The following is a 24,985-nucleotide window of genomic DNA, read 5'->3' as shown; positions in this document are numbered from 1 at the left end:
TGGCGGGCGGGGCCTGGATCGCGACTGCGGTTTTGATCGTGAAGCAGGGCCCCACCCTCACCCTCCCCGCTGCGCGGGGAGGGGGGCTTCAGCCGCTCACAGTCGTTTCGCACCTTGTGCCAGGCTCGACCGGGCGGGCTGGGCGCGACGCGGTAGTCCCCCTCCCCTCGCGGCAGCGAGGGGAGGTTAAGGGTGGGGCCTATGACGGCGCGCGACGCCCCTCAGAACGCCAGGCGGCGGGCGCGCTTCACCTGCGGGATCGCGTGGATCTGGGCGAGCAGGTCGTCCGAGATGCGCTCGTCCACCGCCACGAAGCAGATGGCGTCGCCGCCCGGCTTGTCGCGACCGAGATTGAAGGTCGCGATATTGACGCCGGCATCGCCGAGCAACGAGCCGAAGCGGCCGATGAAGCCCGGCTTGTCGTCGTTGCGCACATAGAGCATGTGGTCGGCGAACTCCGCGTCCATGGCAATGGCGCGGATCTCGACGATGCGCGGCTTGCCGTCGGCGAGAACAGTGCCAGCGGCATGGCGCGGCATGTCCTCGGCCTCCACCGTGATCATGATGCGGCTCTCGAGATTGCCGCCCGGCGCCTCGCGCTTCACCTCGTCCACCGTGATGCCCTTGTCGTTGGCGATCGGCACGGCATTGACCATGTTGATGTCGGACAGGAAGGGCCGGAGCACGCCGGTCACCGCCGCGGCGGTGAGCGGGCGGACGTTGAGGTCGGCGACCTTGCCTTCATATTCGATGCGGATGCCCTTGATCGGCGCTTCCGTGAGCTGGCCGAGGAAGGAACCGAGCTTCTCGGCGAGCGCCACGAAGGGCCTGAGCTTCGGCGCGTCTTCCGCCGAGATCGAGGGGAAGTTCACCGCATTGGTGATGGCGCCCGACAGAAGGTAGTCCGACATCTGCTCGGCCACCTGCAGCGCGACATTCTCCTGCGCCTCCGTCGTGGCGGCGCCGAGGTGCGGCGTGCAGATGACGTTGGGATGGCCGAAGAGCGGGTTGGCGGTCGCCGGCTCCTCGGCGAAGACGTCGAAGGCCGCGCCCGCCACATGGCCGGCATCAAGCGCGTCGCGCAGCGCCTGCTCGTCGACCAGACCGCCGCGGGCACAGTTGATGATGCGAACGCCCTTCTTGGTCCTGGCGAGCGCCTCGCGGGAGAGGACGTTCTTCGTCTGCGCCGTCATCGGCACATGCAGCGTGATGAAGTCGGCGCGGCGCAGCAGTTCGTCCAGCTCGACCTTCTCGACGCCGATGGAGACGGCCCGCTCGGGCGACAGATAGGGATCGAAGGCGATGACCTTCATCTTCAGGCCGAGGGCCCGGTCGGCGACGATGGAGCCGATATTTCCGCAGCCGATGACGCCCAGCGTCTTCGAGGTCAGCTCGACGCCCATATACTTGTTCTTCTCCCACTGCCCCGCCTGGGTCGTGCGGTCGGCGTCGGGGATCTGGCGGGCGATGGCGAACATCATGGCGATGGCGTGCTCGGCCGTCGTGATCGAATTGCCGAAGGGCGTGTTCATCACGATGACGCCCTTGGATGTGGCGTTCGGGATGTCGACATTGTCGACGCCGATGCCGGCGCGGCCGATCACCTTCAGCTTCGTGGCATTGGCGAGGATCGCCGGCGTCACCTTGGTCGCCGAGCGGATGGCGAGGCCGTCATAGTCGCCGATGATGGCGGCGAGCTTATCCTTGTCCTTGCCGAGGGCCGGCTGGAAGTCGACGTCGATGCCGCGGTCCTTGAAGATCTGGACGGCGGCGGGCGACAGGGCGTCGGAAATGAGAACGCGGGGTTTGGTCATGATGGGCTCCACGGCCTCCTCCTGTTGCGGAGAAGGTGCGCCTTCGGGCGCGGGCAAAGGGGAAGGGCTCCGACCGACCCTCTCCCCTTGTGCGAGAGGGTGGCTGCGGAGCAGCCGGGTGAGGGGAAGTGAAGCGTAGGCAGTCGCGGCGGCCGGCCGTCCGTGCGGACGAGGCAGTTCCCTCACCCGGCGCGTGACGGCGGCACCCTCCCCCGCTTCGGGAGAGGGTTCTTCGGCAGCTTTACGCCGCCTTCTTCAGCTTGGCCTTCTCGGTGGCGAAGGCATAGGCGATCCACGGCATCAGCGCCTTGAGATCACGCGCCTGCACCGTCGCACCGCACCAGATGCGCAGGCCGGGAGGCGCATCGCGATAGTGCCCGAGATCGAGGCCTGCGCCTTCCTTCTCCAGCGTCGCGACAATGCCCTTGGCAAACGCCGCCTGGGCATCGGCCGGAAGCGCCGTCACGGCCGGGTCAGTGAACTTGAGGCACACCGAGGTGTTGGAGCGCGTCTTCGGCTTGACCGCCAGGAAGTCGATCCAGTCGTTCTCCTTGACGAACTTGGCGATGACGCGGGTGTTGGCATCCGCGCGCTTCACCAGCCCGTCGAGGCCGCCGACCTTCTGCGCCCATTTCAGCGCGTCGATATAGTCCTCGACGCAGAGCATCGACGGCGTGTTGATGGTCTCGCCTTCAAAAATGCCCTCGATCAGCTTGCCGCCCTTGGTCATGCGGAAGATCTTCGGAAGCGGCCAGGCCGGCTTGTAGGTCTCCAGCCGCTCGACCGCGCGCGGGGAGAGGATCAGCATGCCGTGGGCCGCCTCGCCGCCGAGCACCTTCTGCCAGGAGAAGGTGACGACATCGAGCTTGTCCCAGTCGAGCCGCTGGGCGAAGGCCGCAGACGTCGCGTCGCAGATGGTCAGGCCCTGGCGGTCGGCGGCGATCCAGTCGGCGTTCGGCACGCGCACGCCCGAGGTCGTGCCGTTCCAGGTGAAGACGACGTCACGGTTCCTGGTGTCGATCGTCTTCAGGTTCGGCAACTCGCCATAGGGGGCGGTGATGGTGCGGACATCGGCAAGCTTCAGCTGCTTGACCACGTCGGTGACCCAGCCCTCGCCGAAGCTCTCCCAGGAGACCATGTCGACGCCGCGGGCGCCAAGCATCGACCACATGGCCATCTCGACCGCGCCGGTGTCGGAGGCCGGCACGATGCCGATCCGGTAGCCGGCGGGCACCTGGAGCACCTCGCGCGTCAGGTCGATGGCGAGCTTCAGTTTCGCCTTGCCGATCTTGGCACGGTGAGACCGCCCGAGGGGCGCATCAGCCAGAGCTTTGAGGGACCAGCCGGGGCGCTTGGCGCAGGGGCCGGACGAAAAGGTATTCACGCGCGGACGCGCAGTCGGGGCGGTTGTCGCCATTTGGATCTCCATCCTCACAGATGGGCGTACCCCGTTGGGGGGGTATGTCCCGCCGACCGGGATAGGCGCATGCGCCCCGGCGGTCAAGGAGGATCAGTCCATGCGGGCATGTCCGCCCGCTCCCGAGCACCGGGAGCCGGCTCAACGCCTCCCCGACCCTGTGCGGTGATGGGCATGGGTGATGGCGATGGCCAGCGCGTCGGCGGCGTCCATCGTCTTCGGGGCGGCCTTGGGCAGCAGGATGCCGATCATCATGTGGATCTGGTTCTTCTCGGCATGGCCGGCGCCGACCACCGACTTCTTGACCTTGTTCGGCTCGTATTCGGCCACGGAAAGCCCGGCCAGCGCCGGTACCACCATGGCGATGCCGCGGGCCTGGCCGAGCTTCAGGGTCGCCCCCGCATCCTTGTTGACGAAGGTCTGCTCCACCGCCGCCTCGTCCGGCGACCAGGCGGCGAGCACGTCCGAAAGGCCGCGGTGCAGCTGGGCGAGCCGCGGCCCGAGCTCGGCCTTGTCGTCGGACGTCACCGTGCCGCAGGCGACGAAGGCGAGGCGGTTGCCGGTGACGTCGATGATGCCCCAGCCAGTGCGGCGGAGGCCAGGATCGATGCCGAGAATGCGAATCGTGGGACTCATCGCTGCAATCTAGGCCTCGATCGCCATGATCAGCCACCGCTGATCGTGGCGAGGCTCACCATGCCGGGGAGGGCTGTCATCAGCGATCCGGCGGAGGCTCGGCGGCACCTGCCGTCTCCAGCGCGAAACCCTCGTCGAGCCAGCCGGTGACCCCGCCGGCCATGATCTTGACGGGCCGGCCGAGTTGCGCGAGCCGCAGGGCGCCGCGGGCGGCTCCGTTGCAGTGGGGCCCGGCGCAGTAGGTGACGAACAGTGTGCCTTCCGGCCAATGCGCCATCTTCGACGCGATGATCTTGCCATGCGGCAGGTTGATCGCGCCGGGAACATGGCCCGCTGCGAACAGCGCCGGCCCGCGCACGTCCAGAAGCACGAAGTCGGCCCCCTGGCTCATGGCTTCGTGAACGTCCCAGCAGTCGGCCTCGAAGGTGAATTCGGCGGCGAAATGAGCCTCGGCTTCGGCTGGGGGCGCAGCCGGGATCCGGGTTACGGTGCTGGGCATGGTCTTGTCTCCTCGTGTCGGCGATGCCCGTTTTTCCTGCTTCCCTCGCCGCCGCGCGAGTGGCAGGTTTGCCATCCATGCTGAAGATCGCGCCAGAATCATCGAACACGCCCGTCGAGCGGATGGAAGCTCCGACGACCGGCCCGCTGGTCGTCGCCATCGCCTATGACGGGCTCTGCACCTTCGAATACGCCATCGCCGCAGAGGTGTTCGGCCTCGCCCGGCCAGAGATGGGTGCCGGCTGGTACCGCTTCGCCACTGCGGCGGTCGATTCCGGAGTGCTGCGCGCCCATGGCGGCTTGCGGTTCGAGGTGGACGGCGGGCTGGAACTGCTCGAGGACGCCGACCTGATCGTCATGCCCGGCTGGAAGGGCGCAGGCGAACCCGTTCCGGAGCGGCTGCGAGGAGCCCTGCTGGCGGCCCATGCCCGCGGCGCGCGGCTCGCCTCGATCTGTTCGGGCGCGTTCGTGCTCGCTGCGACGGGACTTCTCGACGGGAGGCGGGCCGCGACGCATTGGCGCTACGCCGAGGCGCTGGAGAGGGCGCATCCTCAGGTCGCAGTGGACGCGTCCGTGCTCTATGTCGAGGAGGGGCGCGTGCTCACATCCGCCGGCTCGGCGGCCGGCATCGACCTCATGCTTCACATCGTACGCTCCGATTTCGGCACCGATGCCGCCAATAGCGTCGCCCGCCGCATCGTCATGCCGGCCCATCGCAACGGCGGCCAGGCGCAATTCGTGGAGCGACCGGTGCCCAAACGCCCGGAAAGCCGGCTGTCGCCGCTGCTCGACCTCGTGCGGGCCGATCCGCGACACCGCTGGACGATCGCGGACATGGCGCGGAAGGCCGCCCTGAGCGAGCGCAGCTTCCTGCGCCGGTTTGCGGAGGCGACGGGGACATCGCCGGGAGAGTGGCTGGCCGGCGTGCGCGTGGACGAGGCCCGGCGATTGCTGGAGGCGACCGCGCTGCCTATCGAGGAGGTGGCGAGGCTCTCGGGCTTCGGCAGTACGGCGACACTGCGGCACCACTTCAGCCGCGCCACGGCGCTGAGCCCGCGCGACTACCGCGAACGCTTCGGCCACGGCTGCAAGGGCGCGAGGGTCGCCGAGGCCTAGTCCATGTGCAGGCGTGTCCCGCGTCGCCGCCGGTTCCGGAGCCGGGAAAATCCCCGTAAGCGACGGGAAACGTCCGGAAACGCTCGAAGGCTTCCCCCTTGGACCTCACCGCCGCCCTCGGCTCCGCCCCGCCGATCGCCGTCCTCGTCGCCGCCTTCTTCGCCGGCACGGTCCGCGGTTATACCGGCTTCGGTTCAGCCATGATCTTCATGCCGGTGGCCGGCGCCTATCTCGGCCCGAAGGCCGCCATCGGCATCATGTCGATCATCGACGCCGTCCTGCAGCTCGCCATGATCCGCTCCACCTGGCGCCATGCACGCTGGGGCGAGATCGGCCCGCTCTTCGTCGGCTACGTCGTCGGTCTGCCCATCGGCGTCTGGCTGCTGGTCACCATCGACCCGACGCCGGTGCGCTGGGTCACGTCCCTGTCCATTGTGCTGGTCCTGACGCTTCTCCTCCTGGTCGGGCGCATCGAGCGCTCGCCCGGCCTGCCCGCGACGCTGGCGACGGGCGCCGCCTCCGGCATCATTTCGGGACTGGCCAGCCTCGGCGGCATGGTGCTGTCGCTGTTCTGGCTGGCCGGGCCGAGCCACAATGCCGGCGTGCGCGGCTCCTCAGTCGCGTTTTTCGTGCCGGCTTCGGTGCTTTCGATGAGCCTTCTGGCGCTCGCCGGCATCTTCACCTCGGAGGTGTTCCGCGGCGCCGCCTGGACGATCCTGCCCTATGGAATCGGCATCGGCCTCGGCTCGCTGCTCTTCGACAGGGCCGATCCGCGCCTGTTCCGGCCCGTCGCCTTCGCGGTGATCGCCATCGCCGCGCTCACCAGCCTGCCGCTGCTCGACCGGATCCTGCGTTAGGGCGGGCGCGCTGCGCGTCCCGGATGAGGGCACCGCTCGCGAGCGCAACGAGGGGTCAGCCGCCCATCTTCGCCATGAGCGCGTCGGAGAGTTCGAAGTTCGAGTAGACGTTCTGCACGTCGTCGTTCTCGTCAAGATTGTCCATCAGGCGAAGCAGTTTCTCGCCCGTCTCGTCGTCGACGGCGACATTGGTCTGCGGCTTCCAGGTCAGCGCCGTCTTGTTCGGCTCGCCGAACTTCGCCTCCAGCGCTTTGGCCACCTCGGCGAGGGCATCGGCGGCGGTGGTGATCTCGTGGCCGGCCTCGGAGGAGGCGACGTCCTCCGCGCCCGCCTCGATCGCCGCCTCGAGCATGTCGTCGGGCGAGGCCTTGTCTGCGGAGAATTCGATGCTGCCGACCCGGTCGAACATGAAGGAGACCGCACCGGTCTCGGCCAGGTTGCCGCCCGACTTGGTGAAGAAGGAGCGCACTTCGGAAGCGGTGCGGTTGCGGTTGTCGGTCAGCGCCTCGACGATGACGGCGACCCCGCCCGGGCCGTAGCCCTCGTAGCGGATCTCGTCGTAGTTCTCCGCGTCTCCGGCGGTCGCCTTGTTGATGGCGCGCTGGATCGTGTCCTTGGTCATGTTCTCGGCGCGGGCGGCGAGGATCGCGGCGCGCAGGCGCGGGTTCATGGCCGGGTCGGGCTGGCCCATCTTGGCCGCCACCGTGATCTCGCGCGCCAGCTTGCCGAACAGCTTGGAGCGGGCCGCATCCTGGCGGCCCTTGCGGTGCATGATGTTCTTGAACTGTGAATGGCCGGCCATATGCCCCTCTCGGCGGTGGTCAGCCGGTGTCGGGGCGCAGGCATTCACGCGCCGCGCTCAGCGCCGGCTACAGGTCGGCGCGACTTATAGGCGGGCGGGGCCGCGAAATCCAGCGCGGCCGGCCGCGATCAGCGCCGCTTGCCGAAGGCGTTCGTCAGGAGGTCGATCTGGCTGGAAATGGCGTTGACCGGAGCGTCGACCGCATCGCGCTGCGGGGTAAACAGCAGGCGGTCGATATGGATGATCCGCTCCTGCAGCCGCATGGCCTTGCCGATCAGCCTGCCGAGCGCCTCGGGCAGTTCCTCGATGACCGACAGCGGCGTCGGCGCTCCGACCGACGACAGACGAACCTTGGACTTTTCCAGCGCCGCCTGTTCCTGGGTCAGTTCGCCCTCGTTGACGGCGCGCTGCAGAAGCAGCCAGGAGGCGAGCTGCATCAGGCGGGTCGTCAGGCGCATGCTCTCGGTCGCATAGGCGAGAGCCGGCCCGCGGTCGAGGGCGCGGCTTTCCTCGCGTCCGGGGCCGTCGAGATAGGCCGCCGTCTCTTCCACGAGGCCCATGCCGTCGCGGAAAAGCTCCTTGAAGGCGGGGGAGCTGGCGAGCCGCGCCCCGAAGGCGACGGTCGGCTCGGCGATCGGCGAAACGCTCTCATGCGACATCACGCTAAAACTCCCTCAGAACCCGTGTGTGCCGCCGTCCTCGCGCCGCGTAAAGCGTTTGCTTAAGGAAAGGTAAACGGCGGTGGAAATGCGGTCTCGGATCTGATGCAGCAAGGCCGGTGCCAGTCCGTTCCGTCCCGCAACGGGACACGGCGCAGCCGACGGAAGCGATGAGACGATGAAATCAAGGCCGTGCCAAGGCTGAATTTGCCGCACCGGCGAGGGAGCCTAGACAGCCCCGATCGGCGTGAAAAAAAGGCCGCCCGAAGGCGGCCTTGAAGTGGAATACAGGGAGGCGTCAAACAGAGTGGACAGGAGCCACTCGCGTCCAGCGAACTGAACGATTTTCTTGTTAAAGGAGAAAGGTTAACCCCCGGTTAACCTCGCCCGTTGCAGGCGCCGATTCTTCGCGTTGCAACAGAGCCGGCGGGCCGCCGCCCGGTGAACCGGGACGCGCCGGCGCGGGCTTGACGGGCGGCTGAAAATGCGGTGCGTCGGCAGGGCATCCTGCTGCCTTCCAGACCTGTCCGGGGAACCCTCTCATGCTCGATCTCGACCTCGCCATCCGCGGCGGCACCGTCGTCACGGCTTCCGACACGATCCGCTGCGACGTCGGCATCAGGAACGGCAAGGTGGCGCTGCTGGCCGAGAACATCACCGAGGCCGCCCGCATGATCGACGCCTCGGGCCTTCTCGTCATGCCCGGCGGCATCGACAGCCACGTCCATCTCGACCAGCCCTCGGGGCCCGACATCACCATGGCCGACGGTTTCGAGAGCGGCACGCGCTCGGCCGCGGCCGGCGGCAACACCACGATCATCCCCTTCGCCATGCAGGTGAAGGGCGAATCCCTGCGCGCCTGCGTCAGCGACTATCACCGCAAGGCCGAGGGCAAGGCCTATATCGACTACGGCTTCCACCTCGTCGTCTCCGACCCGACGCCGACGGTCCTCAACCAGGAACTGCCGGCGCTCTTCGCCGACGGCTGCACCTCGTTCAAGGTCTTCATGACCTATGACGACCTCGTCCTCTCCGACCGACAGCTGCTCGAGGTCTTCGAGGTGGCGCGCCGCGAGCAGGCGCTGGTGATGGTCCATGCCGAGGGCTACGACAACATCAAGTTCCTGACCGAGCGGCTGGAAGCGGCTGGCAAGACGGCGCCCTATTATCATGGTCCGTCGCGGCCGCAGGTGATCGAGCGCGAGGCCACCCACCGCGCCATCAGCCATGCCGAGCTGCTCGACGTGCCGATCATGATCGTCCACGTCTCGGGGCGCGAGGCGATGGAGCAGATCCGCTGGGCCCGCCAGCGCGGCCTCAAGGTCTATGCCGAGACCTGCCCGCAATATATCACCCTCACCGAGGACGACATGAAGGGCCTGAACATGGATATGTCGGGCTCGAAATATGTCTGCTCGCCGCCGCCGCGCGATACCGACAGCCAGCAGGCGATCTGGGAGGGGATCAAGCAGGGCGTCTTCCAGACCTTCTCCTCCGACCACTGCCCGTTCTTCTACGACAGCCCGCGCGGCAAGCTGAACGACAAGGGCCGGACCTCGTTCAAATGGGTTCCGAACGGCCTTCCCGGCGTCGAAACGCGCCTGCCGGTGTTCTGGTCCGAGGGCGTCGCCAAGGGCCGCATCACCATGAACGAATTCGTCGCGCTGACCTCCACCAACCACGCCAAGCTCTACGGTCTCTACCCGAAGAAGGGCACGATCGCCGTCGGCTCCGATGCCGACATCGTCCTGTGGGATCCGAACCGCAAGGAGACGATCCGCCAGGAGATCCTCCACCACGGGTCGGACTACACCCCCTGGGAGGGCTTTGCCGTCACCGGCTGGCCGGTCATGACCATCGCCAGGGGCAAGACCATCGTCGAAGAGGGCAAGGTCGTCGGCGCCATGGGCGCCGGCTCCTTCCTCGCCCGCGACAAGAGCCCCTACGCGCTTCCCGCGGGGGCGTGAGGGCACTCACGCCACGAGGGAACGTTGCATCGGGCAAGTGCGCCCTTCGAGGCTCGCCCTTCGGGCTCGCACCTCAGGATGAGGCGGTGGTGGCTGGCATCAGCGCCGAACGCAGCTCGACCGTTCAGCTTCATGGAGCCGAGGTGCAATACACCACCCACCTCCTCCTGAGGTGCGAGCTCCCGGAGATGCGTCAGCATCGTCCGGTGGCGAGCCTCGAAGGACGCACGTGCGCGGTGCAAGTCCTCCGAACGCCCCTTTACACCGTCAGCACGATCTTGCCGATATGGGTGCTGCCCTCCATCCGGGCATGGGCCTTGGACACCTCGACCAGGGGAAAGGTGGAATCCATCACCACCTTGACCTTGCCGCTCTCCAGCAGCGGCCAGACCTTCGCCTTCAGCGCGTCGGCCAGCGCCGCCTTGAAGGCGATGTCGCGGATGCGCAGCGTCGAGCCGGTGAAGGTGACGCGCTTCAGCATGATCCAGCGGATGTCCACCTTGATCTCCGAACCGTGCAGGAAGGCGATCTGCACGATGCGCCCGTCCGCCGCCACGCAGTCGAGGTTCTTCTGCACATAGTCGCCGCCGACCATGTCGAGGATGAGATGGGCGCCGCGCTTGGCCGTGATCTCGTTCACCGCGGCGGTGAAATCGGTCGTGCGGTAGTTGATCGCATGATCGGCGCCGAGCGCCTTCGCCGCCGCGCATTTCTCGTCCGACCCCGCCGTAGTGATGACGGTGGAGCCGAAGGCCTTGGCGAGCTGGATCGCGGTGACGCCGATGCCCGACGTGCCGCCATGGATCAGGATGGTCTCGCCGGCCTTCAAGCCGCCGCGGTCGAAGACATTGGACCAGACCGTGAAGAAGGTCTCGGGGATGCCCGCCGCCTCGACCAGGGAGAGCCCGGCCGGGACCGGCAGCGCATTGCTCTCGTGGACGACGGCATATTCGGCATAGCCCCCGCCTGAGACGAGAGCGCAGACCAGGTCGCCGGCCTTGAAGCGGGTCACGCCTTCGCCGCAGGCGACGACCTCGCCGGCAAATTCGAGGCCGGGAATGTCGGAGGCGCCCTTCGGCGGCGGATAGCCGCCGGCGCGCTGCAGCACGTCGGGCCGGTTGACGCCGGCCGCGGCGATCTTCACCAGCACCTCGCCTGCCCCCGGCACGGGAACCGGCCGCGTCTCCGGCACCAGGGCCTCGGGGCCGCCGGGAACGGGAATGGCGATGGCGGTCATGGTCGGGGGAACAGCGGTCATGAGATCGTCCGGTTTCGACAGCGAGGGGTGAGACGGTGTAGCCTTCGTTCAAAGGCAATGCCAGTCCGCGAGGAGGAGGCCCTGATGTTCGACGACGATCTGAAGCCGCGCCCGAAGCCGCCCGCCCATGTCCTGGGACAGGATCTCTCGGCCCTGTCGGTGCACGAACTCGCCGAACGCATCGCCCTGCTGAAGATCGAGATCGCCCGGCTGGAGATGGATATGGGCGCCAAGGAGGCCAGCAAGTCAGCCGCCGCAAGCGTCTTCAAGTTCTGACCCGGCGCGGACGGCGCGCGGCATCCCGTCATCCTCCACGGCCACCTGGACCCGGTCGCCGATCGCCAGGCCCGCCTCACTCCGGCACATGATCCGCGGGCCCTCGTCCAGCGTGACGAGGGCGATGCCATAGCCGCCGGGGACGTCGAGCTCGGGGAGCGGGGCGCGCAGCACCGTCGTCACCGACCAGACCGTGCCCCCTCCCCCGGCCGTGACCGCCTCCGGCCCCGCGGTGGCGCAGGCCGGACAGCAGGCGCGTCGGAACTGCCAGACATGGCCGCAGGCGCGGCAGGACTGCAGCAGGGGGCCGCTCATGCCGTCCGCTCCAGGACGAGGCCGGCATGGCTGGAAAAGACCCCGCCATCGGCATGACAATAGGCCAGCGGCGCGTCCTTCACCTGCCGGCGACCCGCCTCGCCACGCATTTGCCTGACGACCTCCACCACATGGGCGAGAAAACCCGCGACGCCGGGATGGCCAAAGGACATCAGCCCGCCATGGAGGTTGAGCGGCAGCGCACCGTCGCGGGAGAAGCGCCCGTCCCGGGCGGCGATACCCGCCCGGCCGGGCTGCGCGAAGCCGAAGGCCTCGAGGAAGATCGCCAGCGTCGGGGTGAAACTGTCGTAGAGGCCGAGCAGGCGCATGTCGGCCGTCTTGCGCCCGGCCGTCTCGAAGGCCTGCGCGGCGGCGAGCTTCGCCCCCACCCCCACGTCGTCCGGCATCTCCGAGACATGTTGGTGGGTATGCGCCTCGCCCCAGCCGGCGAGGCGGATCACCGCCGCGCCCGCCGGTTCAGCCGAGACCACGACCGCGGCAGCGCCGTCCGAGATCGGGCAGCAGTCGAGAAACTTCAGCGGCGTGGCGATCGGTTTCGAGGCGAGAACCTCGTCCACCGTCAGCGGCTTTTTCAACTGCGCGCCCGGGTGATCCGCCGCATGGCGGCGCATCAGCACCGCGAGTTCGGCGAGGTCCGCCTCGCTCGCACCCGTCTCGTGCAGGTAGCGCGCCGCGACCAGCGCGTAATAGGACGGGATCGAGGCGCCCAGCGGCACCTCGTGGATGGGATGGCCGACGCCGGCCAGCGTCTTGACCGCATCGTCGCGGCTCTGCCCGGTGAGCCGGTTCTCGCCGCCGACGACGAGCACGTGGCGACAGGCGCCAGCGGCGATCAGGTGTCGCGCGAGGATGATCGCCGCCGCCCCTGTCGCGCCGCCGACCTGCGCCTGATGGGCATGGCGTGGCCGGATGGCGAGCCGCTCGGCCATCACCGTGCCCATCATCAGATGCGGATAGGTGGTGGCATAGCCGGAGATCAGTCCGTCGATGGCCTCCCGCGGCAGGGCCGCATCGGCAAGCGCAGCGAGCGCCGCCTCTTCCATCAGGTCGACGGGGCCGCGTCCCGGATGCTTGCCGAAGGCCGTGACGGCGATGCCGGTGAGATAGGCCATTCGCCCTGCGCCGAGGTCAGGCGGGCTCGGCTTCCAGCACGATCCGGCCGGCGACCTTGCCCGCTTCCAGATCATGCAGGGCTTGGTTGACCTGGTTCATCGGTCGCGTCTCGATCGGGATCGGCGGCAGCTTCACCTCGCGGACGAGAGCGATGAATTCCTTCAACTCCTTCAGCGAGCCGACATAGGAGCCGCGCACTGTCAGCGCCCGCATCGGGAAGAACGGCAGCGGATATCGCAGCTCGCCGCCGAACAGGCCGACGATGACCAGCTGTCCGCCCTTGCGCAGGCCGTTGATGGCGAGGCTCGTCGTGTCCTCGCCGCCGACGAAATCCAGCGCCGAGGCGAGCCTCCCGCCGGAGAAGGCGGCGAGCTGTTTCGCCGCATCCGGGGCGTTCGGGTCAAGCGTGGCCGCGACACCGATGCTCTCGGCGATCCTGCGCTTCTCCGGCGAGGGGTCGATGGCGATGACGGGCCCCATCCCCAGCGCCTTGAGGAGTTGCAGTGCCGTCTGGCCGAGGCCGCCGATCCCGAAGACGGCGATCTTCTCGCCTTCGCGATGCGGGCGGATCTTGTTGACGGCGCTGAACACGGTCACGCCGGAACAGGCATAGGTCGCCGCCAGCGCCGGATCGAGGCCGTCGACGTCGACGAGGAACTCCTCGTCACGCACCAGCACGTGGTCGGCGAAGCCGCCGCGCGCCTGCACGCCGAGGAATTGCGGCTGGGCGCAGAGGTTTTCATCACCGGACTTGCAGAGCGGGCACTCGCCGCAACCGATCCAGGTGTGCAGCAGGCGCCGGTCGCCCGGCTTCACGGTGGTGACGTCCGGCCCGACCGCCTCGACCGTGCCGAGGATTTCGTGGCCGAGGGTGAGCGGCAGCTTCAGGCCGCGCTGGGCGAGGTCGAGGCTCTTGCCGCCGCCGATATTGTACTTGCCTTCGCGGATATGCAGATCCGAATGGCAGACACCGCAATGGCTGACCTTCATCAGGACCTCGCGGCCCTTCGGCACGGGACGCGGCTCCTCGGTCAGGATCAGCGGATCGCAGGAGACGTTCAGACGCCAGGAACGGGTGGTGCGCGCGGGCGAGAAAGAATCCATGGCGTGTCCTCGGATGCAGGGCGCGCCCGTTGGTTCGGACGCCGCGGTGACGCGAACGCTAGCATGCGAGGACAGGCTGTAAATGTGCCGAAGGGCCGAGACGGCCTGTTCTGTTCAGGCCTTGGGCGTCGGGATGACGCTGACATGGGCGGCGACCACCCGCCATCCGTCCGGCATCCGGGCCCAGGTCTGCATTTGCCTGCCGATCTTCTCCGGCCCCATGCTCGCGCGATGGAACAGGGTCGAGGCGGTGGCCATGTCCTGACCGTAGGTCGTGATCACGGTGCGCTCGATCCGACGTTCCAGCCCGACCGGCGAACGCGCCGACCGGAAGGCCGCGATCTCGGCGTGACCGTAGAGGTTCTCGCCGATCCCATAGCGGATCGTGTGCTCCGACACCCAGAACAGCATGTCCAGCACCGCCACGTCGTTGCTGTTCAGGGCCTGTTCGTAGGTCGCGAAGGCGGCGCTCACTTCGGCATGGACGGCGGGGTCGTTGATGATCACGGCAGGGCTCCTGGAGGGACGCCGCGATCAGGGCAGAGCCGCGAAGGCGGGCGCGAGATGGGCAAGGACGGCGCCGCCCGACGGATCGGCGGCGGCAACGATGGCGGCCACGGCGCAGGCCGTGACCAGGGTCGTGGCGAACAACAGCAGGCGGGGCATGGCACGCTCTCCGGAACTGCCGAGCAACCCGCCGGCCTGGCGAACGGTCCCTGTCCCGGCCGGACTTGCAGACAATTGTCGGCATCATGGTCAACGAAACATGAACCTTGCCGGTCAGTCGAGCCGGGCGACCCTGGCGCCGACGAGGCCGGCCCGCTCCAGATGGCCCGCGACGCGCACAACGATGTCCTCCCGCCAGGCCGGCGCGATGATCTGCACGCCGATCGGCAGCGCCTCGCCCGCGGTCCAGACCGGCACGCTCATGACCGGCAGGCCGATGAAGGAGAAGGGCTGGGTGAAGAGCCCGAGATTGGCCCGCACCGGCACCATCTGGCCGTCGAGGTCGAACGTCTTCTGGCCGAGCGACGGAGCGCGGGTCGGCGTCGCCGGGGCGATGATCACGTCTACGTCCCGGAACAGCGCCCGCATCGCGTCACGGTACTTGGCGCGGACGCGATGGGCGGTGGCGACATGGGCCGCCGGCAAGAGCGCCCCGGCGATGAGCCGGTCGCGGGTGTCGGGATCGAAATCGGCGGCACGGGTCCGCAGCCGGTCGAGATGCAGCACCCCGCCTTCCGAGCAGGTCAGGACGAAGGCCGCGGCCCGCGCCGCCGCGACATGGGGGATCTCGACCGTGCCGGCGCCGAGCGCCCCCGCCACAAGGGCCGTGGCGTCCCGCGCCGCCGCCTCCTGCATGCCGTCGAAATAGTCGGTGGCACGGGCGATCCTCAGGCCGCTGATCCCGGCGCCCACCTCCGGGCCGAGTGGCGGCGCGGGCCGGTCCTGCGAGACCGGGTCGTCGGAATCGTGGCCACGCATGGCGTCGTAGAAGGCGGCGCAGTCGGCGGTCGACCGGCCAAGCGGACCCAGATGGTCGAGGCTGGCCACGAAGGGAAAGGAGCGCGCCCGCGACAGCCGCCCGAAGGTCGGCTTCAGCCCGAACAGGCCGCAAAGCGACGACGGCACGCGGATCGAGCCGTTGGTGTCGGAGCCGAGCGTCACCGGCACGAAGCCGGCGGCGGCGGCGGCCCCCGAGCCGCCGGACGAGCCGCCGGTCATGCGGGTCAGGTCGTGCGGGTTGCGCGAGGGGCCGAAATGGGCGTTCTCGCCGGTGAAGTCATAGGCATATTCGCCCATGTTGAGGGCGCCGAGGAGAACGGCGTCCGCCGCCGAAAGCTTCTCGATCAAGGCCGCGTCGCGCATTGCCGGCGGATGGTCGCGGTTGATCTTCGCGCCCGCCAGCGTCGACAATCCCGCGATGTCGAAGAGGTTCTTCACCGCATAGGGAACGCCGGCGAGAGGCCCGAGCGGAACGCCGCCGCGCCGTTTCGCATCTACCGCGTCGGCTGCCGCGAGCGCCCGCTCCGCGGTGACCGCGGTAAAGGCGCCGACCCTGCCGTCATGGGCGGCGATCCGGGCGAGATGGGCTTCCGCCACGGCCCGTGCGGTGAAGGCGCCCGTCTTGACGCCGTCGGCGAGGGCGGCGGCCGTGAGCTGGGTCAGGTCGGTCATGTCAGGCCTCGAAGACCGCGGCGGGTTCGTCGTGATCCTCGAGATCGAGCGTCTCGGCGATCCGCACCAGGCGCATGGCGATCTGCAGATTGAGGACGACGCCCGGCCGGCAAACCGGGGCGACGGCGAGGCCGAGCAGGGGTGCCACGGCGTCGATATATCTCTCGGCGACCTCGGCGGTCAGTTCGCTGGATGGCATGCGTCGCTCCCTGCAATGGGCCGCCCGATATCCCGCCTAAAATTCAGGCAGGAAGACCCGGACGACCGGCGATGCCATCGGGAGAGCAAGTCCGGGGCCAGCCGTCGCGGGTGAGACGGATCAGCCGCCGCGGTAGAGCAGGCGGGCGCGGATGGTGCCGGGAAGCTCGCGCAGCTGTTCGAGAACCGCCTCCGCATCCGCCACGGCCCCGTCGGCGTCCAGCACGACATAGCCGATCTCGCCGTCGGTCTGGTAATACTGCGCCGCGATATTGATGCTGCGGTCGGCGAAGACGTCGTTGAGCCGCCGCAACTCACCCGGCAGGTTGCGCTGGACCTGGATGAAGCGCGTGCCGGCCGGGCGCACTGGCAGCTGAACCTGCGGGAAATTCACCGCCCCCCAGGTCGACCCGACGTCGGAATACTCGATGAACTTGCGCGCCACCTCGGCGCCGATGCGCTCCTGCGCCTCTTCCGTCGAGCCGCCGACATGCGGGGTCAGGATGACGTTGTCGAGGCCCTGCAGCGGGCTGACGAAGGGGTCGGCGTTCGACGACGGCTCGACGGGGAAGACGTCCACCGCAGCGCCGCGCAGATGGCCGGACTTCAACGCGTCGGCCAGCGCCGCGAGGTCGAGGATGGTGCCGCGGGCGTTGTTGATGAGATAGGCGCCCTTCTTTATCGCGGCGATCTCCCGCGCACCGATCATGCCCTGCGTCGCCGGCGTCTCCGGCAGGTGCAGCGAAATGACGTCGGAGCGGCCAAGCAGATCGAAAAGGCTCTCGGCCGGCTCGACATTGCCGTGGCGCAGCTTGTCGGTGTGGTCGAAATAGATGACCCGCATGCCCATGGCCTCGGCCAGCACGGCGAGCTGCGAGCCGATATTGCCGTAACCGACGATGCCGAGGGTCTTGCCGCGGATCTCGTAGCTTTCGACGGCTGACTTGTCCCAGCCGCCGACATGGGCCGCGCCGGACTTCGGGAAGATGCGCCGGAACAGCATGACGATCTCGGCGATGGTCAGTTCGGCCACCGAGCGCGTGTTGGAGAACGGCGCGTTGAATACCGGGACGCCGGCACGGTTGGTTGCGACGAGGTCGACCTGGTTGGTGCCCACCGAAAAGCAGCCGATGGCGATCAGGCGATCGGCGGCGGCGAGAACCTCGGGGGTGATGTGGGTGCGCGAGCGGATGCCGAGCAGATGGACGCCGCGGATCGCCTTGGTCAGCGCGGCGGCGTCGAGCGCCTTCGGCAGGCGCTGGATATTCGTGTAGCCGGCCTGTTCGAGGACGCCCACCGCCGTGTCGGAAATGCCCTCGAGCAGCAGGATCTTGATGCGGTTCTTGGACAGCGACAGGGCCGCCCGGCGGGGAGTGCCGGATGTGGCTGATTTCGAGCTTGTGGGCATAAGATTGTCCGTGGGCGAGCCTCGAGGCCGACACCGCATGACAGGAACCGGGTGGCCGGGCAAGGGCGCGCGCCCATCACGAGCCGGCTATTCCGCCGATGCGTGCATTTCCCGCCACGACGTGGCGGGGAGCCGCCCGGGGCGGCTCCCTGAGGACCGGTCAGCGCGTCCGGTCGATCATCTGGGTCAGCGTGTCGTGGGTGCGCTTCAGCTCGACGATCGCTTCCTCGATCTCGCGCTTCTGCTGCTCAAGATGGGCGATCTGCTCCATGCACTTCTCGCGGGACAGCTTGAGCTGCTGGTCCGGACCGGCATCGTTGCGCTCATGCGCTTCGACCATCTCGGCGATCTCGGCGAGGGTGAAGCCGAGACGCTTGCCCTTCAGGATGAGTTGCAGCCGCACGCGATCAGCGGCGCTGTAGAGGCGCGCAAGTCCCTCGCGTCGCGGCGTGAGAAGACCCTTGTCCTCGTAGAACCTGAGGGCACGCAGTGTGACGTCGAACTCGCGTGCCAGATCGCCGATCGTGTACACTGCCGGGCCTGCCTTGGCGGCCTCGGCATCGTCCTCGATCCAAAAGACGTCATCGTCGTTCTTGCGAGACATAAATGCCTTCCGTTCCATAATCTGCTCCATCCTCGCTCTCGAGGAAAACTCATTCGTGGATGGGACACCTTTACCGGAATTTGCACACGCAAAGCGAGAGTGCGACGCAAACCGGTCTGTTACTTACCGTTAGGACAGGGCCACGCCGGCCAGACAGGAACACCTATAACCGCTTACCATCAGTTTAACAGTTAACACCTCGGCGGCGCGGGCAACAAAAAAAGGGCCCGTTAACTCTCCATTTACCATGAAGGCCAAGATTACGGAACGGGAGTGTTCGCCTAGCGCATCAAGGATTCGCCTTGGAGGATGCCCCGATCGTGATCATCCGTCCAGCGATGGGTGTTTGCGGTGCCCGTCGGCAGAGCGTGTGGACCCGTCATGCGACACACAGTCCCCTGGAGCGTGAAGGGCGTCGATCAGGACGCCAGGGAGGCCGCTAAGGAAGCGGCCCGCCGCTCCGGCATGTCGCTCGGCGAATGGCTGAACAGCGCCATTGCGGACCAGGCCGCAGAGGTTGCCGACGCCGCGGTGACCGAGACGGGACTGTCCACCGTCACCCGCCGGCTCGAAACGATTTCCCAGCGACTCGATGCCGTGACGCGACGCGAATCCGAGACCGCGATCCCGAAAGTCCCCGCGGCTCGCGGTGACAACAGCGACATCGTACGCGCCCTCGACGCCGTGGCGCGGCTCGCCGAAATCTCCGAGCGGCGTTCGGCCGCAGCCATCGAGGCCGTCGAGAGACTGGGCGGCGCCAGGGCTGCACCGGCCCTCATATCCTCACCACCGACGGCGCCGGCTTTCACCACGGACAGGGCCGACCACACCGCCCAGATGGATGCGATCGCGCGCTCTATGCGCGATCTCGACATGCCAGCTCCGCGTCACGCTGATGCGACTAATGGTATCAAAACACCACGAAAGAGCTTCCGCAGCGACATCGACTCGGCTGTCGCCGAGATCGCCGCCCGCCAGAAGGCTCTCTCCCACGGTCGCGAAGAGGCGCCGGCGCGGATCATCGCCCCCGCGACGGCGGCCGATCCGTTCGCCGTGCCGGACATGGCGCCCATCGCCGCCAGGCTCGACGCCCTGTCCCGCCAGATCGAGACGGTGCTGAGCCAGCAGCGCCCCGCCCCTCCCCGTGCACCCGAAACCACCGCGCTCGCAGGCGAGATCGGGCGGCTGAGCCAGCGCATCGATGCGATGGCCGCGCCCTCGTCCGACGGGCTGCAGACCGAGATCAAGACGCTGTCCGGCCGGGTCGAGCAGATGCGGCGCGATCTCGCCGAGCGCGAGACCGGTCAGTACGACCGCGCTGTCGCAGACCTGCGTTCCGACATCGCCGCCATCGCCGACCAGCTCTCCGACCTCGCGCCCCGCCGTGCCGTGGCCTCGCTCGAGGCCGAAGTGCAGGGACTGGGCGCAAGGCTCGATGCGGCCCGCGCCAAGGGGCTGCCGGCCGAGCCTCTCGAACACCTCGTCCACGAATTCGAGCAGGCCATCGCCCGGCTGATGCCCGCCGAGGGAATCGCCGAAGAGCTGAAGGCGCTGTCCTACCGCGTCGACAGCCTGGCGAGCCGTGATCTCAGCGGCGGACTTCTCGACAGGCTCGCCGAAGAAACCGGTGCCATCCGCGCCATGCTGGCCGATACCGTGTCGCGCGACGCGATCGACGCGCTCGGCGACCAGATCGCCGCGCTCGGCCGCCGCATCGACGACCTCGCCCAGCCGCGCCAGACGGCGACCGACGTCGCCGCGATCACCTCCGCCATCGAGGCGCGGATCGAGGAAATCGCCGAACGTCTCGCAGCGGTGCCGCGCCCCTCCGCCGCCGTCAATCCCCAGCTCGAGGAGGCGCTTCATCGCCTCGCCGACAAGCTGGAAGACGGTCATGCCCGCCCGGACGACCCCAAGGCGCTGGCCGATATCGAGCGGCATATCCTTTCGCTCGCCTCGAAGATCGATGCCGCCGATGGGCGCTTCGCCCAGCTCGGCACGATCGAGCGCGGCCTTTCCGACCTCTTCGTCCAGATGGAGGAGATGCGGGCCGGCGCAATCGAGGCCGCTGAACAGGCGGCCCGGAGGGCCCTCGCATCGGCGCCGGGCTCCGCCACGGACGACGAGATCGAGTCCCTGCGCCGCGAGATCGCCGAGGTCCGCCGCTCCCGCACCGTCATCGACCAGCAAGGTGCCGGCACGGTCGACGCCGTGCAGCAGACCTTCGAGCGCGTCGCCAGGCGCATCGCCGAGATCGAGCCGGCAGAGGCTCCGGCCAAGGCGCCATCGCCGTCGCTCGCTCCGCGCGAGCCGGAACCGGCCCTGGCACGTCCCAAGGCGACTTCGGCCTCCATCGTCGCCGAAAGGTCCGCAGCACCCGTCTCGCGGCAGACGGCGCCCAACCACCCGCCCGGCAGCATCGACCTGCCGCTGGAGCCGGGATCGGGCGCCCCTCGTGTCCGGCCGCCCGCACCCGGTGCTGCCCCCGTCGGCGGCACCAAGACCGACTTCATCGCCGCTGCCCGCCGTGCCGCGCGCGCCGCTTCCGTCGATCCGGCACTCCGCTCGGAGCCGGAGGAGGCCGCCAAGCCCGGCTTCTTCGCCCGCTTCCGCGGCGCACCCAAGCCCCAGGACGACGGTGAGCCGGCTGCCGCCGAGCCGAAGAAGCCCCGCTGGCGCGCCAAGGCCGAACGCGAGGATACGGCACCGGTCCTCTCCGCTCCCGAACCGGTGACGATCCAGCCCGCCGCGGAAGCAGAGCCGGAGGTTGCCAGCAAGCCGGTTCTCGCCGTCAACCGCAAGACCATCCTGATGGGCATCGCGGCGGCCCTGCTCGTGCTCGCGGCCGGCATCGCGACGGTGCCGAAGATCCGCAGCCTGCTCGACGCCACCGGGACGCAGCAGACCGCGGTCCCGACTCCATCGATCGACGCCACCGCCGCGGCACCCATCTCCGGCGCTCCCGCGGCGACGCCCGGCATGCCCGCGCCGGCCTCGAACCTGTCACCGGCCTCTACCAGTTCGACCCCGTCCGAACTGACGCCGCCTGCCGCAGGCCCCGGCGCGACCGATCCCACCCCGGCCCTGCCGGGGAGCGATACCGCGCCGGAGACCACCGGCTCGGTGACAGGAGGCCGCACGCCGCCGCCGGGCATGACCCTCTCGCCCTCGGGCTGGCAGCCGGTCGACACCCGCACGGGACGCGCCGTGTCCGTTCCGGCCGCCCTCAAGGCCGCCGCCGATGCCGGCGATCCGCTGGCCGCTCACGAAATGGGCACGCGCCACCTGGAAGGCCGCGGCGTCGCGGTCAGTGCCGCGGAAGCGGCCAGGTGGTACCAGCGCGCCGCCGATGCCGGCATCGTCCCGGCGCAGTACCGCCTTGGCAGCCTCTACGAGAAGGGCACCGGCGTCCTGCGCGACTTCGAGCGCGCCCGCCGGCTCTACGAGCGTGCCGGCGAGGCCGGAAACGCCAAGGCCATGCACAACCTCGCCGTCATGCATGCGCAGGGCCAGGCGACGCCGCGGCCGGACTATAAGATCGCCGCCCAATGGTTCCGCCGGGCGGCCGAACACGGCGTCACCGACAGCCAGTACAATCTCGGCATCCTCTACGCCCGCGGCCTCGGCGTCGACCAGAGCCTGGCCGAAAGCTACAAGTGGTTCGCCCTCGCCGCCGCCGGCGGAGACCAGGACTCGGCCAAGAAGCGTGAGGAGGTCGCAGCCCGCCTCGATCCGCAGACGCTGGTGGCAGCCCGGCTTGCCGTGCAGACTTTCGCGCCGAAGGCCGAACCGGACGCCGCCGTCCGCGTCGCCGCCCCGGCCGAATGGAGCGATCCTCCCGCTCCGGCCCGTCCGGTTCCACGACGCGCCCAGACGACTCGCTGACAGGTTCCCTCGCCGCGTCGCATGGGGCGCGTGCGGAAATGCGGGCGGCCTCGCGCGGCGGCGCCATTGACATTCATGCTGCACTGCACAATCTACGGCTTCTAGGGATGTGAACGCCTCGGGACGACGATTCACGAGGAGATCACCATGGCACGAGCCTCCAACGCGCTCGGCACGATTCGCGAACTCTCCGGCCCGGATGCCGTACGCCACCGCGACCACCTGCTGCGGCTGGATCCGCAGGGGCGGCGCGAGCGGTTCAACGGTGTCGCGGACGACCGCTTCATCACGGCCTATTCGACGCGCTGCTTCGCCGGACGCACCCGCGTCTTCGCCTGGATCGACCAGGGCGGCACGGTGCGCGGCACCGCCGAACTCCACCCGCCCTCCGCCGGGCATCCGGCCGACATCGCCTTTTCCGTCGAGCCCGACTTCCGCAATGGCGGGATCGGTACCGGACTGTTCGAAACGGTGATGGTCGCCGCCCGCTATTCGCGCTTTTCCGAACTCCGCATCACCTCCACCGCCGGCAACCGGGCGATGCGCGCCCTGGCACGCAATTTCGGAGCGCGGTTCACCTTCGACGGCGGCGACGTCACGGGCCTGCTGAGCCTGCCCTTCGAGCCGGCCCTCGCGGTGCCCCGCCATCATCGGGATGCCGAAGAGCTCGCCGCGGCGCTCTGAACCGCCGGCGGCGCCCACACCGCACGAAAGAGCCCGCCGGGACGGATCCCGGCGGGCCTTTTCATGAGGGGGAACGGTGATGCCGAGAATGAGGCTCAGGCGGCCTTGAAGCCGGCGGTGAAGGTCGCCGCTTCCGCCTGCATCGCCTTGACGCTGTCGGTGGCGACATCGCGCGCCCTGGCGAGACCGTCCTGGGCCCGGGTGAGGTTCGCCTCGCCGAACGCCTTGAGGAAGTCGCCCTGGCGCTGCAGCGCCTCCTGCAGGGTCGATGCGGCGAGGACGTGCTGGACCGCATCGATGGCCATGGTGGCGTTGGCGACAGCGCTCTCGACGGCGGCACGGGTCAGATCGGCATGGGCGCCGGCAAGGGAAACGGAGAGGGCCTCGGCGCTGGCAGCGGCCTTCCGGGCAGCCGCATCGGCATCGGCGAGATGGGCTTTCGCCGTCTGCGCGCCACGGGCGGCGAATTCCTCGACGGCGGGCGCGACGTGGAACTGAACGGGGACGGTGGCGAAGCCCTGGAAGGCCTGCTTCATCTGCGTCAGGGTGGCCTCGGCGGCCGTCTTCATCGTTGCATCGAACATGTCGTTCTCCATTCTCCAGTGAGCCATGGTCCACCGTCCGGGACGGCCCGGTGGAGACTTCCGCTATAGACCGTCTTATGCTGCATTGCAACATTTATTGTGCAATGCAGCATGTCTGCCGTATTCACGAGCGGTGCGCTGAACTCTTTTTCCCGCCGCACGTTCCGCTTATCTGACGCATCGCACCCTCCGGAGACCGATCGCATGGCCGCATCCCCGCCAGCCGACCAGACCCCGCCCGCGACCGACGCGACAGCGCTGTCGGCGCGGGATCTGGAGAAGGAGGCGGGCCTGCGCCGCGCCAAGCTGGTGGCCACCGCACTTCTCGTCTGCAGCATCACGGTGATGATCGCGGCGAAGCTCCTCGAGCACCGTCACCCCGCCTTCGGCTTCATCGCCGCCTTCGCGGAAGCAGCCACCATCGGCGGTCTCGCCGACTGGTATGCGGTCGTCGCCCTGTTCAAGCATCCGATGGGGCTGCCGATCCCGCACACCGCCATCATCCAGAAGAACCAGGCGCGCATCGCCGACAGCCTGGGCAAGTTCGTCGAGACCAACTTCCTCGCCCCCGGACCCGTCGGCACCAAGCTGCGCGAGGTGGATTTCGCCGCGCTGATCGCCGCCTGGCTCGCCGACCCCGCCAAGAGCGCCAGCCTCTCCCGCTTCGCCGTGAACCTGCTGCCCAACGCCATTGCCGGCATGGATCAGTCGCGGATGAAGGAGTTCCTTGCCGAGCGGCTCACCGACCAGGTCAATGCCCTCAAGCTCGGCCCCCTGGCGGCGCAACTCCTCGGCGCCGTGACCGCCGACCGCCGCCACCAGCGCCTGCTCGACGAACTGATCGGCGCGGTCGAGCGCATCCTGAACGACCCGGCGACGGTGGAAGGCATCCGCGAGAAGATCCGCAAGGAACTGCCGACACTCTTCAACCTGTTCAAGGCCGACGCCTATCTCCTCTCCCGCATCCTGCGGTCCACATCGACCTTTCTCGACGAGGTGAAGCAGGATCCCGACCATGCGCTGCGCCAGGAGTTCGATCGTTTCGTGCAGAGCTTCATCGTCGGCCTGCGCGAGAGCCCGGACTACGAGGCACGCGCCGAGCAGTTCAAGCATGACGTCCTCGGCCGCCAGGAACTGCGCGACGTCGCCCAGGCGCTGTGGCGCAACATCATCGCCTATGTCGAGAAGGACGTCGCCTCGCCCCAGTCGCGGATCGAGGCGCAGATGACCGCGATCCTGACGGAAATCGGCGCCAAGCTCGCCTCCGACCCGCGCATGAAGGCGGAGATGAACGAGGGCTTCGTCGTGGCGCTGTCAACGCTCGTCGACCAGCAGAAGAGCGGCGCCTCCCGGTTCATCGCCGATCAGGTCAAGGCCTGGAACATGCAGCAGCTGATCCGCCTGATCGAGCTGAACATCGGCCGCGATCTGCAATACATCCGGCTCAACGGCACGCTGATCGGCGGGCTTGCAGGCCTGGTGCTCCACACCATCGAGGTGCTGTTGCGGGCTTCTTGATACGGTCACCGGGGAAGCCTAGAGTCCAAGGACTGCTCCGGTTCCGGCCGGCACGTCACAGGCGGCCCGCCGT

The 24,985-nt window shown here is 68.5% G+C and carries 24 protein-coding genes; 7 read left to right on the top strand and 17 right to left on the bottom strand.

Annotation, left to right across the window (positions count from 1 at the left end; all coding sequences use genetic code 11):
* Positions 1–221: 221 nt before the first annotated feature.
* The 4 genes from serA (Q8O26_RS12455) to Q8O26_RS12440 all read right to left on the bottom strand — a co-directional run bounded on the left by serA (Q8O26_RS12455) (position 222) and on the right by Q8O26_RS12440 (position 4,366).
* Complete coding sequence (serA, locus tag Q8O26_RS12455; protein ID WP_305576031.1) at positions 222–1,814, bottom strand: phosphoglycerate dehydrogenase; 1,593 nt, start codon at positions 1,812–1,814, stop codon at positions 222–224.
* 241 nt (positions 1,815–2,055) lie between these two features.
* The gene (locus Q8O26_RS12450; protein WP_305576029.1) at positions 2,056–3,231 is read right to left on the bottom strand and encodes a phosphoserine transaminase; all 1,176 of its coding nucleotides are present in this window, start codon (positions 3,229–3,231) and stop codon (positions 2,056–2,058) included.
* A 141-nt stretch (positions 3,232–3,372) separates the two neighbouring features.
* On the bottom strand, positions 3,373–3,867 hold the full coding sequence (gene ruvC / locus Q8O26_RS12445; RefSeq protein ID WP_305576027.1) for a crossover junction endodeoxyribonuclease RuvC: 495 nt from the start codon (positions 3,865–3,867) through the stop codon (positions 3,373–3,375).
* A 79-nt stretch (positions 3,868–3,946) separates the two neighbouring features.
* On the bottom strand, positions 3,947–4,366 hold the full coding sequence (locus Q8O26_RS12440) for a rhodanese-like domain-containing protein (protein WP_305576025.1): 420 nt from the start codon (positions 4,364–4,366) through the stop codon (positions 3,947–3,949).
* Positions 4,367–4,434: 68 nt separating this feature from the next.
* On the opposite strand from Q8O26_RS12440, the gene ftrA reads away from it, so the two are divergent.
* Both ftrA and Q8O26_RS12430 read left to right on the top strand, forming a co-directional pair.
* Entirely contained in the window at positions 4,435–5,481 is a 1,047-nt protein-coding gene (gene ftrA / locus Q8O26_RS12435; protein ID WP_371134551.1) for a transcriptional regulator FtrA, read from the top strand.
* Between the two features lie 98 nt (positions 5,482–5,579).
* Entirely contained in the window at positions 5,580–6,338 is a 759-nt protein-coding gene (locus Q8O26_RS12430) for a sulfite exporter TauE/SafE family protein (RefSeq protein ID WP_305576023.1), read from the top strand.
* Between the two features lie 55 nt (positions 6,339–6,393).
* Here Q8O26_RS12430 and Q8O26_RS12425 read toward each other — a convergent pair whose 3' ends face one another.
* Entirely contained in the window at positions 6,394–7,140 is a 747-nt protein-coding gene (locus tag Q8O26_RS12425; RefSeq protein ID WP_305576021.1) for a YebC/PmpR family DNA-binding transcriptional regulator, read from the bottom strand.
* A gap of 128 nt (positions 7,141–7,268) precedes the next feature.
* Entirely contained in the window at positions 7,269–7,799 is a 531-nt protein-coding gene (locus Q8O26_RS12420) for a DUF1465 family protein (protein WP_305576019.1), read from the bottom strand.
* Between the two features lie 542 nt (positions 7,800–8,341).
* Here Q8O26_RS12420 and hydA point away from each other — a divergent pair.
* Entirely contained in the window at positions 8,342–9,766 is a 1,425-nt protein-coding gene (gene hydA, locus Q8O26_RS12415) for a dihydropyrimidinase (protein ID WP_305576018.1), read from the top strand.
* Between the two features lie 259 nt (positions 9,767–10,025).
* Here hydA and Q8O26_RS12410 read toward each other — a convergent pair whose 3' ends face one another.
* On the bottom strand, positions 10,026–11,024 hold the full coding sequence (locus tag Q8O26_RS12410) for an NAD(P)H-quinone oxidoreductase (protein WP_305576016.1): 999 nt from the start codon (positions 11,022–11,024) through the stop codon (positions 10,026–10,028).
* An 84-nt stretch (positions 11,025–11,108) separates the two neighbouring features.
* On the opposite strand from Q8O26_RS12410, the gene Q8O26_RS12405 reads away from it, so the two are divergent.
* Positions 11,109–11,300 carry a DUF1192 domain-containing protein gene (locus Q8O26_RS12405; RefSeq protein WP_305576014.1) on the top strand — a complete coding sequence of 64 codons (192 nt, stop codon included), beginning with the start codon at positions 11,109–11,111 and terminating at the stop codon, positions 11,298–11,300.
* Here Q8O26_RS12405 and Q8O26_RS12400 read toward each other — a convergent pair.
* From Q8O26_RS12400 to Q8O26_RS12360, 9 genes are all read right to left on the bottom strand, one after another.
* Complete coding sequence (locus Q8O26_RS12400) at positions 11,271–11,615, bottom strand: Zn-ribbon domain-containing OB-fold protein (RefSeq protein WP_305576012.1); 345 nt, start codon at positions 11,613–11,615, stop codon at positions 11,271–11,273. The two genes, Q8O26_RS12405 and Q8O26_RS12400, sit on opposite strands and share 30 nt — an antisense overlap.
* Complete coding sequence (locus Q8O26_RS12395; RefSeq protein WP_305576010.1) at positions 11,612–12,748, bottom strand: thiolase family protein; 1,137 nt, start codon at positions 12,746–12,748, stop codon at positions 11,612–11,614. Before Q8O26_RS12395 ends, Q8O26_RS12400 begins: the two co-directional genes overlap by 4 nt.
* 16 nt (positions 12,749–12,764) lie before the next feature.
* Positions 12,765–13,853, bottom strand: coding sequence for an alcohol dehydrogenase (locus tag Q8O26_RS12390; RefSeq protein ID WP_305576008.1), 1,089 nt, complete (start codon positions 13,851–13,853; stop codon positions 12,765–12,767).
* 114 nt (positions 13,854–13,967) lie between these two features.
* The gene (gene hpxZ, locus Q8O26_RS12385; protein ID WP_305576007.1) at positions 13,968–14,360 is read right to left on the bottom strand and encodes an oxalurate catabolism protein HpxZ; all 393 of its coding nucleotides are present in this window, start codon (positions 14,358–14,360) and stop codon (positions 13,968–13,970) included.
* A 27-nt stretch (positions 14,361–14,387) separates the two neighbouring features.
* Positions 14,388–14,519: a hypothetical protein gene (locus tag Q8O26_RS12380; RefSeq protein WP_305576005.1), complete on the bottom strand. Its 132-nt coding sequence runs from the start codon at positions 14,517–14,519 to the stop codon at positions 14,388–14,390.
* A gap of 114 nt (positions 14,520–14,633) precedes the next feature.
* Positions 14,634–16,031 (bottom strand): AtzE family amidohydrolase, encoded by a 1,398-nt coding sequence (locus Q8O26_RS12375; RefSeq protein WP_305576003.1) that lies wholly within the window; start codon positions 16,029–16,031, stop codon positions 14,634–14,636.
* Between the two features lies 1 nt (position 16,032).
* Positions 16,033–16,230: a DUF4089 domain-containing protein gene (locus Q8O26_RS12370; RefSeq protein ID WP_305576001.1), complete on the bottom strand. Its 198-nt coding sequence runs from the start codon at positions 16,228–16,230 to the stop codon at positions 16,033–16,035.
* A gap of 120 nt (positions 16,231–16,350) precedes the next feature.
* Positions 16,351–17,637: a phosphoglycerate dehydrogenase gene (gene serA, locus Q8O26_RS12365; protein WP_305575999.1), complete on the bottom strand. Its 1,287-nt coding sequence runs from the start codon at positions 17,635–17,637 to the stop codon at positions 16,351–16,353.
* Positions 17,638–17,797: 160 nt separating this feature from the next.
* Positions 17,798–18,241, bottom strand: a complete 444-nt coding sequence (locus Q8O26_RS12360; RefSeq protein ID WP_305575997.1) for a MerR family DNA-binding transcriptional regulator — start codon at positions 18,239–18,241, stop codon at positions 17,798–17,800.
* A 381-nt stretch (positions 18,242–18,622) separates the two neighbouring features.
* On the opposite strand from Q8O26_RS12360, the gene Q8O26_RS12355 reads away from it, so the two are divergent.
* Together Q8O26_RS12355 and Q8O26_RS12350 are read left to right on the top strand one after the other, a co-directional pair.
* Positions 18,623–22,126 carry a hypothetical protein gene (locus Q8O26_RS12355; RefSeq protein WP_305575995.1) on the top strand — a complete coding sequence of 1,168 codons (3,504 nt, stop codon included), beginning with the start codon at positions 18,623–18,625 and terminating at the stop codon, positions 22,124–22,126.
* Positions 22,127–22,273: 147 nt separating this feature from the next.
* The gene (locus Q8O26_RS12350; protein WP_305575993.1) at positions 22,274–22,810 is read left to right on the top strand and encodes a GNAT family N-acetyltransferase; all 537 of its coding nucleotides are present in this window, start codon (positions 22,274–22,276) and stop codon (positions 22,808–22,810) included.
* Between the two features lie 95 nt (positions 22,811–22,905).
* On the opposite strand, the gene Q8O26_RS12345 is transcribed toward Q8O26_RS12350, so the two are convergent.
* Positions 22,906–23,394, bottom strand: a complete 489-nt coding sequence (locus Q8O26_RS12345; RefSeq protein WP_305575991.1) for a hypothetical protein — start codon at positions 23,392–23,394, stop codon at positions 22,906–22,908.
* 204 nt (positions 23,395–23,598) lie between these two features.
* Between Q8O26_RS12345 and Q8O26_RS12340 the strand changes: the two genes are divergently transcribed.
* On the top strand, positions 23,599–24,912 hold the full coding sequence (locus Q8O26_RS12340; protein ID WP_305575989.1) for a DUF445 domain-containing protein: 1,314 nt from the start codon (positions 23,599–23,601) through the stop codon (positions 24,910–24,912).
* Positions 24,913–24,985: the final 73 nt, after the last annotated feature.

It is taken from the genome of Phreatobacter sp., assembly GCF_030691135.1.
Classification (GTDB): Bacteria; Pseudomonadota; Alphaproteobacteria; order Rhizobiales; family Phreatobacteraceae; genus Phreatobacter.
This window is presented reverse-complemented; position numbering and strand designations above follow the sequence as displayed.

What these genes read in the sequence shown, in the direction of transcription:
- Q8O26_RS12390 (WP_305576008.1), bottom strand. Translation starts at nt 13,853, where the DNA reads ATGGATTCTTTCTCGCCCGCGCGCACCACCCGTTCCTGGCGTCTGAAC.
- serA (WP_305576031.1), bottom strand. Translation starts at nt 1,814, where the DNA reads ATGACCAAACCCCGCGTTCTCATTTCCGACGCCCTGTCGCCCGCCGCC.
- Q8O26_RS12350 (WP_305575993.1), top strand. Translation starts at nt 22,274, where the DNA reads ATGGCACGAGCCTCCAACGCGCTCGGCACGATTCGCGAACTCTCCGGC.
- Q8O26_RS12370 (WP_305576001.1), bottom strand. Translation starts at nt 16,230, where the DNA reads ATGCCATCCAGCGAACTGACCGCCGAGGTCGCCGAGAGATATATCGAC.
- Q8O26_RS12425 (WP_305576021.1), bottom strand. Translation starts at nt 7,140, where the DNA reads ATGGCCGGCCATTCACAGTTCAAGAACATCATGCACCGCAAGGGCCGC.
- Q8O26_RS12450 (WP_305576029.1), bottom strand. Translation starts at nt 3,231, where the DNA reads ATGGCGACAACCGCCCCGACTGCGCGTCCGCGCGTGAATACCTTTTCG.
- serA (WP_305575999.1), bottom strand. Translation starts at nt 17,637, where the DNA reads ATGCCCACAAGCTCGAAATCAGCCACATCCGGCACTCCCCGCCGGGCG.
- Q8O26_RS12360 (WP_305575997.1), bottom strand. Translation starts at nt 18,241, where the DNA reads ATGTCTCGCAAGAACGACGATGACGTCTTTTGGATCGAGGACGATGCC.
- Q8O26_RS12355 (WP_305575995.1), top strand. Translation starts at nt 18,623, where the DNA reads ATGCGACACACAGTCCCCTGGAGCGTGAAGGGCGTCGATCAGGACGCC.
- Q8O26_RS12395 (WP_305576010.1), bottom strand. Translation starts at nt 12,748, where the DNA reads ATGGCCTATCTCACCGGCATCGCCGTCACGGCCTTCGGCAAGCATCCG.
- Q8O26_RS12420 (WP_305576019.1), bottom strand. Translation starts at nt 7,799, where the DNA reads ATGTCGCATGAGAGCGTTTCGCCGATCGCCGAGCCGACCGTCGCCTTC.
- ruvC (WP_305576027.1), bottom strand. Translation starts at nt 3,867, where the DNA reads ATGAGTCCCACGATTCGCATTCTCGGCATCGATCCTGGCCTCCGCCGC.
- Q8O26_RS12440 (WP_305576025.1), bottom strand. Translation starts at nt 4,366, where the DNA reads ATGCCCAGCACCGTAACCCGGATCCCGGCTGCGCCCCCAGCCGAAGCC.
- hydA (WP_305576018.1), top strand. Translation starts at nt 8,342, where the DNA reads ATGCTCGATCTCGACCTCGCCATCCGCGGCGGCACCGTCGTCACGGCT.
- Q8O26_RS12410 (WP_305576016.1), bottom strand. Translation starts at nt 11,024, where the DNA reads ATGACCGCTGTTCCCCCGACCATGACCGCCATCGCCATTCCCGTTCCC.
- Q8O26_RS12340 (WP_305575989.1), top strand. Translation starts at nt 23,599, where the DNA reads ATGGCCGCATCCCCGCCAGCCGACCAGACCCCGCCCGCGACCGACGCG.
- Q8O26_RS12345 (WP_305575991.1), bottom strand. Translation starts at nt 23,394, where the DNA reads ATGTTCGATGCAACGATGAAGACGGCCGCCGAGGCCACCCTGACGCAG.
- Q8O26_RS12405 (WP_305576014.1), top strand. Translation starts at nt 11,109, where the DNA reads ATGTTCGACGACGATCTGAAGCCGCGCCCGAAGCCGCCCGCCCATGTC.
- Q8O26_RS12400 (WP_305576012.1), bottom strand. Translation starts at nt 11,615, where the DNA reads ATGAGCGGCCCCCTGCTGCAGTCCTGCCGCGCCTGCGGCCATGTCTGG.
- Q8O26_RS12375 (WP_305576003.1), bottom strand. Translation starts at nt 16,031, where the DNA reads ATGACCGACCTGACCCAGCTCACGGCCGCCGCCCTCGCCGACGGCGTC.
- Q8O26_RS12380 (WP_305576005.1), bottom strand. Translation starts at nt 14,519, where the DNA reads ATGCCCCGCCTGCTGTTGTTCGCCACGACCCTGGTCACGGCCTGCGCC.